At 61.7% G+C, this 12,060-nt stretch carries 12 protein-coding genes; 1 reads left to right on the forward strand and 11 read right to left on the reverse strand.

From position 1 onward, the window contains the following. Positions 1 to 33 precede the first annotated feature (33 nt). The 8 genes from bamA to EJ079_RS25210 form a co-directional block, all read right to left on the reverse strand. The gene (gene bamA, locus EJ079_RS25175) at positions 34 to 2,403 is read right to left on the reverse strand and encodes an outer membrane protein assembly factor BamA (RefSeq protein ID WP_127268628.1); all 2,370 of its coding nucleotides are present in this window, start codon (positions 2,401 to 2,403) and stop codon (positions 34 to 36) included. A gap of 217 nt (positions 2,404 to 2,620) precedes the next feature. After that, a complete protein-coding gene (gene rseP / locus EJ079_RS25180) occupies positions 2,621 to 3,763 on the reverse strand; it encodes an RIP metalloprotease RseP (protein ID WP_127810462.1) in 1,143 nt (380 codons plus the stop codon). 103 nt (positions 3,764 to 3,866) lie between these two features. Continuing rightward, on the reverse strand, positions 3,867 to 4,682 hold the full coding sequence (locus EJ079_RS25185) for a phosphatidate cytidylyltransferase (protein ID WP_127810463.1): 816 nt from the start codon (positions 4,680 to 4,682) through the stop codon (positions 3,867 to 3,869). After that, complete coding sequence (locus tag EJ079_RS25190; RefSeq protein ID WP_127327351.1) at positions 4,679 to 5,413, reverse strand: isoprenyl transferase; 735 nt, start codon at positions 5,411 to 5,413, stop codon at positions 4,679 to 4,681. Before EJ079_RS25190 ends, EJ079_RS25185 begins: the two co-directional genes overlap by 4 nt. Positions 5,414 to 5,447: 34 nt before the next feature. Then, a complete protein-coding gene (frr, locus tag EJ079_RS25195) occupies positions 5,448 to 6,002 on the reverse strand; it encodes a ribosome recycling factor (protein ID WP_013531759.1) in 555 nt (184 codons plus the stop codon). 99 nt (positions 6,003 to 6,101) lie between these two features. Beyond that, positions 6,102 to 6,824, reverse strand: coding sequence for a UMP kinase (gene pyrH, locus EJ079_RS25200; protein WP_127810464.1), 723 nt, complete (start codon positions 6,822 to 6,824; stop codon positions 6,102 to 6,104). Between the two features lie 149 nt (positions 6,825 to 6,973). After that, positions 6,974 to 8,083, reverse strand: coding sequence for an aldo/keto reductase (locus tag EJ079_RS25205; protein ID WP_127810465.1), 1,110 nt, complete (start codon positions 8,081 to 8,083; stop codon positions 6,974 to 6,976). Between the two features lie 38 nt (positions 8,084 to 8,121). Next, entirely contained in the window at positions 8,122 to 8,649 is a 528-nt protein-coding gene (locus EJ079_RS25210; protein ID WP_127810466.1) for a nuclear transport factor 2 family protein, read from the reverse strand. 116 nt (positions 8,650 to 8,765) lie between these two features. Here EJ079_RS25210 and EJ079_RS25215 point away from each other — a divergent pair, with 116 nt between their 5' ends. Beyond that, positions 8,766 to 9,692, forward strand: a complete 927-nt coding sequence (locus EJ079_RS25215; protein WP_127810467.1) for a LysR family transcriptional regulator — start codon at positions 8,766 to 8,768, stop codon at positions 9,690 to 9,692. Between the two features lie 34 nt (positions 9,693 to 9,726). On the opposite strand, the gene tsf is transcribed toward EJ079_RS25215, so the two are convergent. The 3 genes from tsf to EJ079_RS25230 all read right to left on the reverse strand — a co-directional run bounded on the left by tsf (position 9,727) and on the right by EJ079_RS25230 (position 12,027). Further along, a complete protein-coding gene (gene tsf, locus EJ079_RS25220) occupies positions 9,727 to 10,647 on the reverse strand; it encodes a translation elongation factor Ts (protein WP_127321483.1) in 921 nt (306 codons plus the stop codon). Positions 10,648 to 10,756: 109 nt separating this feature from the next. Further along, positions 10,757 to 11,545: a 30S ribosomal protein S2 gene (gene rpsB / locus EJ079_RS25225; RefSeq protein ID WP_023812937.1), complete on the reverse strand. Its 789-nt coding sequence runs from the start codon at positions 11,543 to 11,545 to the stop codon at positions 10,757 to 10,759. A gap of 203 nt (positions 11,546 to 11,748) precedes the next feature. After that, a complete protein-coding gene (locus tag EJ079_RS25230; protein ID WP_127395824.1) occupies positions 11,749 to 12,027 on the reverse strand; it encodes a DUF4031 domain-containing protein in 279 nt (92 codons plus the stop codon). Positions 12,028 to 12,060: the final 33 nt, after the last annotated feature.

The following is a 12,060-nucleotide window of genomic DNA, read 5'->3' on the forward strand; positions in this document are numbered from 1 at the left end:
CCCTGAGGACCCGGGAGCATCGTTGGCCGCCGATCAGAAGCGGGTCGATATGCCGAAGTTGAATTCCTGCACGTCGTCGCGCGCTTCCTTCTTGACCGGGATCGCATAGTCGATACGGATCGGACCGAATGGCGATGCCCACATCAGGCCGAGGCCGACCGAGGCACGCAACTTCATGCCGACCGAGTCCTGAGTGACGCCAGCGGTGTCGACCTTGCTTCCATAGAGCGTTGCCGCGTCCGCGAAGACCGCGCCACGCAAGCCAAAGCTCTCCGGAATGACCGGGAGCGGGAACTGGGCCTCTGCCGACGCATTGAAATAGGTCGTGCCGCCGAGATGGTCGCCCGTAGCAGTATCGACAGGACCGATGCCGCCATAGGCGAAGCCACGGATCATGCGATCGGTGCTCTGGAACTGATCGAAAATCCGCAGACCATCGCTGCCGTATCCTTCAACATGGCCAGCGCCACCTGAAATGAGCCCGACCAGGTCGTACTGCTCCGACAGCGTCTGGTAGATGCTGCCGCGGCCCGTGACTTTCACGAACTTGGCATCACCACCGAGGCCTGCGACTTCCACGGTCGTGGTGGCATAGATACCCTCGTGCGGGCTCTTCATATCGTCGATGGTGTTGTAGACCAGCCCGAGGCTGACCGACGACTTGATCCAAGGGCTTTGTTCGATGCCGTCCAGGATAGCCGTGGAAACACTGCAACCGGGATCAGGAACCCCGTCGCCATTTGCATCGCAGCTGTCATCCAGCTCATATTTCTCTTGCGAGATGTTGTACGCCAACTGGGTCGAGATGCTGTCGGTGATCGGCAGACCGAAGCGCACCGTCGCACCCGTGGTATCGCTGTCGTAGTTGTCGTATTCCCTGGTCGACTTGAAGATGTCGAAGCCGGCGGCGATGCGCCGTCCGAGGAAATAAGGCTCGGTGAAGGACAGGCTGTAGTCGCGTGAATTCTTGCCGCCGCCCGCCGACAGCTTGATGAACTGGCCACGACCGAGGAAGTTGCGCTCGGTCACCGATCCTTCGACCGACGGACCGGCCGTGTCGCCACCGGTCGAATAACCAGCGCCCACCGAGAACTCGCCGGTCGATTTCTCGACCACATCGACCACCAGAACGACCTGGTCAGGCTGCGAGCCCGGCACGGTCGAGATGTCGACTTTCTCAAAATAATTCAAGTTTTCCAGGCGCTTTTTCGCGCGCTGGATGAGCACCTGGTTGAAGGCGTCGCCTTCGCTGACGTCGAACTCGCGGCGAATGACATAGTCACGCGTGCGATCATTGCCGCGGATCTCGATGCGCTCGATATAGGCCTTGGTGCCCTGGTCGATCGTGTAGACGACCGAAATGGTGTGGTTCTCGAAATTCCGGTCGCCGCGCGGCGTTACCTGCGCGAAGGCATAGCCGGAACCGGCCACCTTCTCGGTCAGCGCGATGATGGAATCCTCGACGTTCTTGGCGTTGTAGACGTCACCCTTATGGGTCTCGATCACCGATTCCAGCGACTTGCCGTCGACTTCAGGGATTGAGCTCTCGACGCTGACGTCACCGAACGTGTAGCGGTCGCCTTCCTGGACGGTGATGGTGACCGTGTACTTGTTCGTCGCGCTGTCGAGCTCGCCGACAGCAGACACGACCTGGAAGTCGGCATAGCCGTGATTGTAGTAGAAGCGGCGCAGCAGCTCCTCGTCCGCGCGCAGCTTGTCATCGTCATAGACGTCGTCGCGCAGGACGAAGGAAAGCCAGGACGAGCGCTTGGTATTGATGATATCCGCCAGGCGGCGGCTGGAATAGGCACTGTTGCCGACGAAATTGACCGCCGCGATCTGCGTGCGATCGCCTTCAACGATGTTGAAGACAACGTTTACGCGATTGTCGCCAAGCTGCATGACCTGCGTGGTCACGGTCACATCGTCACGACCAATGCGCCTGTATGCAGCCTTGACCGATTCCACGTCGGCATCGAGCGTCGCCTGTGAGAACGTTCCGCGCGGCTTCAGCTGCACCGCCGCCGCAAGTGCATTGTCCTTGAGCTTCTTGTTGTTCTGGAACAGCACCTGGTTGACCACCTGGTACTCGGCGACCTTGACCACCAGCGTCGAGCCGACCTGGTTGATCTGCACGTCCGAAAACAGGCCAGTGCCGAACAGTGCCTTGACCGCACCGTCGATATCGGAACTGGAGAAAGCCTTGCCCGGCTTGATGGTGATGTAATTGCGGATGGTCTCAGCGTCGATACGCTGGTTGCCGCTCACTTCCACTCTGCTGACGACAGCGGCTTCAGCCGCCGATGTGGCAACGAACTGCACTGCGAGCGCGCCTGGCACGACCATGGCCGCGGACAGGGTCACCGCGGACGCGGCGCTTAGAAACTTGGATGCTGCCTTCATCGGGCTTAATAACCTTTTCTCGTAGTCCCCACGGCGAGAAAACCGGACGTGCGGTAATTTCCCCTACCGTATTAACCGGATTTTCCCTACACGCAAGGCTTCTGGTTAATTTGTATTTACTTAACCCTGCGGCGTGGCTTTCGCGTCACTCATATCCCCTTGCATGGTAAACGGCGTCTCAACATCGTCCATGCAGAAGCCAAATTTCTTCATGATTTCAGCACCCAAACAGATCGTTCCAAAAAACGAACCCCATGAAGCACAGCACCAGAAGCAACCCGGCCCGATAGGCCATTTCCATCATCCGTTCCGACACCGGACGGCGAATGACAGCCTCCACCCCGTAGAACAAGAGGTGACCGCCGTCGAGGGGGGGAATCGGCAAAAGGTTCAGAATTCCAATGCCAACGGATAGCAGTGCAACCAGCTGCACGAGCCATTCGAATCCCAGCTTCGCAGCCCTGCCCGCCATGTCGGCGATCTTCACCGGACCGCCCAGCTGACATTTGTCTTCGCGCCCTACAACAAAGCGCTGCAGGAACTGGCCCGTGCGCTGGATGACGTGACCGGTTTCCTCGACCGCCGCCGCGACCGCTCCGACCGGCGTGTAGGTGATGAGCCTCGGCTGACCGAGTTCCTTGTTGTTGACGACACCGATCACGGCGACCTTGACCTTGTTGCCGAGCGCGTCTTCCTGTTCCATCAGCCGCGGCGCCGCGGTCACAGTGACCTCCTGGCCGTCGCGCAACATGACGAAGGTGATTGCGTCGTCGGCACGGCCCGAGACCAGGCGCTGGACGTCGCCAAAGGTTTCGACCTTGTTGCCGTCGACGCTGACGAATCGGTCGCCGGGAAGGATGCCGGCCTTCGCCGCCGGGCTGTCGGCGGTCACCTCGGCCACCATGGGCTCGGCGACATAGCGGCCATAGGCGGTGAACAGCACGGAAAAGACGACGATCGTCAGCAGGAAATTGAACAATGGTCCGGCCACCACCGTTGCCGCGCGCTTCCAGATCGGCTGCGTGTGAAAGGCGACCCTGCGCTCGTCCTCGGTCAGCGTTTCAATTTCTTCCGACGTGGGCTGGCTCGATGTGGCGTTCATGTCGCCGACGAATTTTACATAGCCGCCAAGCGGTATCGCACACAGTTTCCAGCGCGTGCCGTGGCTGTCGTTGAAGCCGAAGAGTTCCGGGCCGAAGCCGATCGAGAAGGCCCTGACGCCGATGCCGCACCAGCGCCCGACAAGGTAATGGCCCATTTCGTGGACGAACACGACTACGGTCAGCACGAAGAGGAATGGCACCAGCGTGCCGAGGACAAAGCCTTCTGTGCTGAAAAGCGCGTGAAGAATCTCGTTCAAGACAACCCTCAAATTCTTCCACGGCGCAGACTGCGCCGTGACTGTGACACCAATCCGGGCGAATCCAAGGCGCACCGCGCAAAGGACCCTGAAATGACATCGCTCAAACGGGAAACAGACCCTGTGCCGGATGATCGGCGTTCGCCGAAATCCAGCCGATGACGTATAGGGCGAATGCCGCTGCGACAAGCCCGTCGACACGATCCATGACGCCGCCATGGCCCGGGATGAGCGCCCCCGAATCCTTGCGGCCATGGCGGCGCTTGATCCAGGATTCGAACAGGTCGCCTGCCTGCGAGACAATCGACAGCATGAGCGCGACCAGGCCGAGCAATACCAGATTGCCGACACCGGCAGCTGCGGCGAGGACCAGCCCGGCGACGACGCCGCCGACAGCGCCGCCGAGTGCGCCGCTGCGCGTCTTGCCGGGCGAGATAGAGGGCGCCAGTTTCGGCCCCCCAATGGCTCGGCCAACGAAATAGGCAAGGATATCGGTGGCCCAGACGACAGCGAACAGGAACAGGATGGCAATGAGGCCTGAACGATCGCCATCGCGCAGCAAGGCGAGCGACAGGCCTGAAACCGCGGCATAGGCAAGGCCGCTCGCATCCCATTGTCCGGTCTTGCGAACCGAGGCGGCTATCGCCGTTGCGGCAACAATGGCCGCCACAAGCGGCAGCAGCCAGGAGGCGGCCAGACCGCCAATCAAGGCGCCAATGAAGACAACCAGCAGTGCTTCCGGCAGGAAACCAAGGCCCGTTGCCCCGGTTGGCCGCGACATGCGGGTCCATTCATAGAAGATCGCCGCTACGATCACGGCACACAGCAGCCGGAACGGCAAACCGCCGATCCAGGTCAAGCCGAGAGTGATGATGGCGAGCACGATCGCCGAAACGATACGCAGTTGAAGATTGCTCATCCCGCGGCCGGTCGCGAAGCGACGTCATGGCCCCCAAGTCCGCCGAAACGGCGTTCGCGGCCAGCAAACTCACGCAAAGCTTCCGCAAGGTGCTCGCGGCTGAAGTCGGGCCAGTAGCAAGGCAGGAAGACGAGTTCGCTATAGGCGGCTTGCCACAGAAGGAAGTTCGACAGCCGGAGCTCGCCGCTGGTGCGGATGACCAGTTCCGGGTCGGGAATGCCTTGCGTATCGAGCGCGCCGGCAAAGCTTTCGGCTGATATCGCCTCGGCGTCGAGTTCGCCACGCGCCACGGCCGCCGCAAGCTTTTGTGCCGTACGAACGATTTCGTCTCGTCCGCCATAGTTGAAGGCGATCACCAGCGTCAGCGATTCGTTTGCGGCCGTCAGCGTTTCGGCCTCGTCGAGCAGTCCCCTGATATCAGACTGCAACCCTGCCCGGTCACCGATGATTCTAACCCGCACACCGCTCTGGTGCAGTTCAGCAAGGTCACGGCGAATGAACATTTTCAAGAGGCCCATCAGGTCGCTGACCTCGGACTTCGGCCGCGACCAGTTCTCCGACGAGAAAGCATAGACGGTCAGGTAGGAAATGCCGAGCCCAGGTGCCGCGCGCACCGTCTTGCGCAGCGCCTCGACACCGGCACGGTGGCCCGCAAGACGGGGCATGCCGCGCGCCTTGGCCCAGCGTCCGTTTCCGTCCATGATGATCGCGACATGCGCGGGCGTTGCCATGTTCTCGCTTTCGGGTCAGCCGGCGGCCATGACCCTAAACCTGCATGATTTCAGCTTCCTTATCGGAAAGCAGGTGGTCGATGGTGCTGATCGTCTCGTCGGTAAGTTTCTGGACCTGGTCCGAGCGCTTGCGCTGATCGTCTTCGCTGATGTCGCCGTCTTTCTCCGCCTTCTTCAGGAAGTCCATGCCGTCGCGGCGCACATGGCGCGCGGCGACACGGGCGTTCTCGGCGTAGGTGTGCGAGATCTTGACCAGTTCCTTGCGGCGCTGTTCGTTAAGTTCGGGAAGTGGAATCCTGAGGTTGGTGCCGTCTACGATCGGGTTGAACCCCAAATTGGATTCGCGGATCGCGCGGTCGACCGCGCCAACCATCGACTTGTCCCATACCGATACCGAGATCATGCGCGGCTCCGGCACCGAGACGTTGGCGACCTGATTGATCGGCATGGTGGTGCCGTAGGCCTGCACCTGGATCGCATCGAGCAGATTGCTGGAGGCGCGACCGGTCCGCAGCGAGGCCAGATCATGCTTGAACGCGGCAATAGCCCCATCCATGCGCCGCTTGAGATCGTCGTACTCACCACTCATCTTTATCTCCTCGACCCGTCTAATGCGGGCTCACTGCTTCGGGCCGTCTTCGAATCGGACTTTCGAAAACCGGCTTCCCTTTTCGGGTCAGGCCGCCGATCAATCGTCCGCGACGACGGTGCAGCGGCCGCCGCCCCTCAGAATATCGCCGAAACCACCTTTTTCGTGGATCGAATAGACGATTATCGGAATGTTGTTTTCGCGCGCAAGTGCAATCGCAGCAGTATCCATGATGGAAAGGCCGCGATTTATGACTTCGCCATGGCTGATGCGCTCGAAACGCATCGCATTCGGATCCTTCTTCGGGTCCGCCGAGTAGACGCCGTCGACCTGAGTGCCCTTGAACAGCGCGTCGGCGCCGATTTCAGCGGCGCGAAGGGCCGCGGCCGAATCAGTGGTGAAGAATGGATTGCCGGTGCCGCCGGCAAAGATCACCACCTTGCCCTGGTTCATGTAGGCGGTCGCCTGGCGCTGCGAAAAGCTCTCGCAAAGTTCGGGCATGGCGATCGCCGAAAGCACCACGGCGTCGACGCCGATCTTGTTCAACGACGTGCGCAGCGCCAGCGAGTTGATCACCGTGGCAAGCATGCCCATGTGGTCGCCGGTGACACGGTCGCCGCCCTTGGAGGCAACGGCCACGCCGCGAAAGATGTTGCCGCCGCCGATGACGACGCCGACCTCGATGCCCAATGCACGCGCCTCGGCGATGTCGCCGGCGATGCGATCCACCACTGACACGTCTATGCCGAAATGCTGCTCGCCCATCAACGCTTCGCCCGACGCTTTCAGCAAGACACGTCGGTAGAGGGGCTTCACCGTCATCTGGGCCTCTTCATTTGCATGTGGCGCGTTCCGGGTGGCTGCTCTCGCGCAGGCGCGCCATCCGAAACAATGGCGTTCCGATACACGAAGGGCGCCGCGATGTCACGCGGCGCCCAAACGGCAAATTCGCCGGTTTCCTGTCCTATCAATCAATTGGTGGACACGCTGGCCGACTCTCCTTCGATGAGCACCGGTGACGCGTAGTTGGAGGGCTTGTCGCCGGTTGTCGCGCCGCCGGTAACGCGCGCCTGTATCTGCGAGCCGAAATAGGAATAGGGAAACGGCGCTGTAGTTCTGCTGGCTCTCTCCAGCCGGTCGCGATGCGCTTTCGGAATCTCGAAATCCAGCGCGCCAAGATTGTCATGCATTTGGCTGAGCGTCGTCGCACCGAGGATGACGGTTGCGATCCCCGGCTGCGTCGCCACCCAGTTGAGCGCGACCTGAGGCATGCTGCGGCCGATCTCGGATGCGACCTTCTCGAGTTCGGCCACGATAGCCCAGTTGCGTTGCGTGAACTTTTGGAACCCCGGATGCGTCGAGTTGCGAAATCCGTCGAGGCGGCCCGCGGTTCCGGCCTGAGCCGGCCGATACTTGCCGCTCAGCAGTCCGCTAGCCAGCGGGCTCCACACCATGATGCCGGCGCCATGGCGCGTGCCGAATGGCACGAACTCATTCTCGATCGCGCGTTCGGCCAATGAATATTCGAGCTGCAACGCCGAAACCGGCTCATATCCGCGCAATTCGGCGATCGCCTGTGCGCGGCCCGCATACCAGGCGGGCACGTCGGAAAGGCCGACATGGCGCACCTTGCCCATCCGAACCAGGTCGTCCAGCGTGCGCATGACCTCCTCGGCCGGGGTGAGCCTGTCCCAGACATGCATGAGATAGAGATCGATATAGTCGGTCCCCAACCGTTTCAGCGAAGCATCGACGGCCCGCATGATGTTCTTGCGGCCATTGCCGCCGGCATTCGGATTGCCGGGCTGCATGTTCATGGTGAACTTGCTGGCGATCACCGCCATGTCGCGCAAGCCGCGCTCGGCGATGAATTCGCCAAGCCAGGCTTCGGCCGTGCCGTCTGTGTAGAGATCCGCCGTGTCGAAGAAATTGCCGCCCGCCTCGACATAGGCGTCGAACATCGCCCGCGCCGTATCCCTGTCGGCTCCCCAGCCCCATTCCTTGCCGAAAGTCATCGTGCCCAGCGCCAGCCGGCCGACCCTGAGGCCACTGTTGCCAAGGGTGTAGTAGGTCATGGTCATAATCGTCTTCCAATGCTTGGTGACAGATACCCCGCGCGTCACTGGCCCGGAGTGGTCTTGACCCAGGGATTGCCGCGCTCGTGTGTCATGCGGAACGCAAAGCCATCGACCTTCCAGCCATCTGCGAAACGCGTCAGGTGATGCTCATAGGTGCCCCAGACCTCCCAAAGCGGGTCGCCATTGCCTTCCATCCGGTTCCAGGCATAGCCGTTCGACAGGACAGTCGCCGTGTCCGCCTTGAGAACGACCTGGTGATTGGTGCGCAGATGCAGGCTTGTCTTGCTGCCCTTGAGGTTGGCCGCCCAAGCGCCAATCAGGTCGTCGGAAGCGATGTTAGCCGCTGGCTGTCCGGAGAGACTGCTGAAATCGGCGGTGACCCGATCCGCAAAATAGCCGCGTGCAAGCTTCCAGTCCTGGGCGTCGACGGCCCGGTCGATGGTATCGGCAATGCGAATGACCGCGCGTTCGTCTGCGAGGGCCCGCCAGTCTGATGGCTCCGCCCCGCCGGCGTCCATCGGCGCCAACGCCATGCCTGCCGCGAAAGTTACCTGTCTTAACGCATTCATGTCTCGTCTCCTCGATGCCATCGGCCGATCGCCGATGTGTTGACGAAAATGTGGACCGCGACCTTGGCATCGATAAGATTGCATTGTTCGCAAAGACCATGCGATATCATTCATGAATGGATCGCGATCTGCTCAGCCATCTCCCTGTTGTGGTCGCCGTTGCCCGGCGCGGCGGCTTCGCGCTTGCCGCCGCCGAACTCGGCATGAGCCCTTCGGCAGTCAGCCATGCGGTGCGCATTGTCGAAGAGCGGATTGGCCAGCCTTTGTTCGCACGGACGACGCGCAGCGTTTCGCTCACCGAGGCCGGCAAGGCGCTGGTAGAAACGGCGGCTCCGGCCCTCCAGGATATTGCCGAGCGGATGGACCGCATCCGCAGCGTCAAAGGCAGGCCGTCTGGCCTGCTCAGGATCAACGCCTCCAACATCGCGATGCCATTGGCGGTGACGCCGGTGGTCGCCGCGATGGCCGAGCGCTATCCGGAGGTTACGGTCGAGGTCTTCGCTGACCAAGGCCTGGTCGATATCGTCGGCGAAGGCTTCGATGCCGGCATCCGGCTTGGCGAGATGATCGCCCAGGACATGGTCGCGGTCCGGCTGACGCCGCCATTCTCCGTCGTCGTCGTCGCCTCGCCCGCTTACATCGGAAGGCACGGCCGTCCCGGCAGCGTTGCCGATTTGGCGAACCACAATTGTATTGGCTACCGGCTCGTCCGCTCCGGTGCGCTCTATCGCTGGGATCTGATCGAGGATGGCAAGGACATCGCCATGGAGACGCGGGGCAGCGTTGTCGTGACGGATTCGCTCGCGGCAATCGATCTTGCGCTTGCAGGCGTCGGGCTCGCCTATATGTTCGAGCCGCTGGCGCGCGCCGATCTTGCCGCGGGCCGCCTCGTCCAGGTGCTGCCGCAGACGTCGATCGAGGAACCGGGGCTATTCCTCTATTTCCCGCGCCGGGCGTCGATGGCGCCGAAGCTCAGGGCCTTTATCGACACCGCACAAGAAATCGGCCGGGCATCCTTGCGGACACCCGGCCGAGTTGCCTGAGCTGAGAAGCCCCTTCAGGGGCTATTTGTAAGGATTATTTCTTCACAGCTGCAGCGACTTCCGCGGCGAAATCGGTCTCTTCCTTCTCGATGCCCTCGCCCAGCGCAAAGCGCAGGTAGGCGGTGATCTTGGCCGGGGCGCCGATGTCCTTCTCGGCATCCTTCAGCGCCTTCTCGACAGTGATGTCGGGATTGAGCACGAAGGCCTGCTTCAGGAGCACGACTTCCTCGTAGAACTTGCGCAGACGGCCCTCGACCATCTTCTCGATGATCGCTTCCGGCTTGCCGGACTGGCGCGCCTGGTCGGAGAAGATCGCCTTCTCGCGTTCGACCGCGGCCGGATCGATCTGCTCTGCGGTCAGCGCCAGAGGGTTGGTGGCGGCAACATGCATGGCCACCTGGCGGCCAAAGGCGTTGGCTGCATGCTCATTGCCCGTGGTCTCGATCGCGACCAGCACGCCGAGCTTGCCAAGGCCGTCGGCAACCGCGTTGTGGACGTAGGTAGCGACAGCGCCGTGGGGGACGGTGAGCTTGGCCGAGCGGCGGAAGCCCATGTTTTCGCCGATGGTGCCGACAGCGTCTTTGATGGTGTCGGCAACCGACTTGTCGGAACCTGGATACTTTGCGGCGGCCACAGCCTCCGTCGTGCCATAGGCCAGCGCAACCTTGGCAACGTTGCCGACGATTTCCTGAAACGCGGCGTTGCGGGCCACGAAGTCGGTCTCGGAATTGACTTCCACGACGGCGGCTTCGCGCACGCCATTGTCGACGCCGATCAGACCTTCAGCGGCGGTGCGGCCAGCCTTCTTGTCGGCCTTGGAGATACCCTTCTTGCGCAGCCAGTCGACGGCCTCTTCCATGTTGCCGTTGGTCTCGGTCAACGCGGCCTTGCAATCCATCATGCCCGCGCCGGTCAAGTCGCGGAGTTCTTTGACCTGTGCAGCCGAAATGCTCATTGTCGCCTCTTTGTTTTAAATGCACCGACGCACCATCGGTATTCGATGGTGCGTCTGTTTAGCGTGCCAGAATATGAGAAAGATGAAGGCCGCAACCGGCCTTCGATTATCAAGCTTCGGGAGCTTCCGACGCCGGAGCCGGAGCCGGGTCGAGCGCGGGTTCGACCGGAGCTTCGACCGAAGCGCCGATGTCGACGCCGAGCGCGCCCTGCTGGCGGGCGATGCCGTCGATCGCAGCCTTGGCGATCAGATCGCAATAGAGCTGGATGGCGCGGGCCGCGTCGTCATTGCCGGGGATCGGGAAGTCGATCTTGTCCGGATCGCAGTTCGAATCGATGATGGCGACGACCGGGATGCCGAGGCGCTTGGCCTCGAGGATGGCGATCGCTTCCTTGTTGGTGTCGATCACGAACATCAGGTCGGGCGTCGAGCCCATGTCCTTGATGCCGCCCAGCGCCTTGTCGAGCTTCTCGCGCTCGCGGTCGAGGTTCAGGCGTTCCTTCTTGGTCAACCCTTGCGCCTCGCCGGCCAGCATCTCGTCGAGCTTGCGCAGGCGCTGGATCGAATTCGAGATCGTCTTCCAGTTGGTCAGCATGCCACCGAGCCAACGCGAGTTGACATAATACTGAGCCGAACGCTGCGCAGCATCGGCGACAATGTCGGACGCCTGGCGCTTGGTGCCGACGAACAGCACGCGGCCACCCTTGGCGACGGTGTCGGAAACCTGCTTAAGCGCCTGGTGCAGCAAAGGCACCGTCTGCGACAGGTCGATGATATGGATGTTGTTGCGGGCGCCATAGATGTAGGGCGCCATCTTCGGGTTCCAGCGGTGGGTCTGGTGGCCGAAGTGAATGCCAGCTTCCAAAAGCTGGCGCATGCTGAAATCAGGCAGTGCCATTCAAAGTTCCTTTCCGGTTAGCCTCCACGGACACAGGCATTTTTGGACTTTGTCCTCGAACGCCACCGGAGGTTTCAGCCGGATTTCTCCCGGGCAGACACCAAAGTCCGTGTGTGGAATGAGCGCGCATATAGAGGGGATGCGCGATAAACGCAAGCGCCGCGGGATTTGTGATGCGGCGTGCGACGATCCGCGCCCTGCCGTCAGCGCTTTATCTTCCCGTTCGGCACTCGCACTCGCCGGAAGACCGCGACGATCTCTTCGCGGCTGCATTCGATGGCGCCGAGCCGCACCGCTCGATCGCGCTCGAAGCCGGTTATGTCATAATGCGGCGCCGATGTCTTGGGCGGCCCCTGGTAGGATGAGCGCTTGAGGCCGAGCCGGGCGGCAAAGCGATGCAACTCGTCGGTGTCGTCGGCCAACAGATGGCACCAGCGATGGCCGGCCCAGTTCCAGATCGCTGCGTCGACATAGACCGCCATGAAGCTTGCTGTTTGCCTTCCATCCTCCACCAC

It is taken from the genome of Mesorhizobium sp. M7A.F.Ce.TU.012.03.2.1 (assembly GCF_004006095.1).
Classification (GTDB): Bacteria; Pseudomonadota; Alphaproteobacteria; order Rhizobiales; family Rhizobiaceae; genus Mesorhizobium.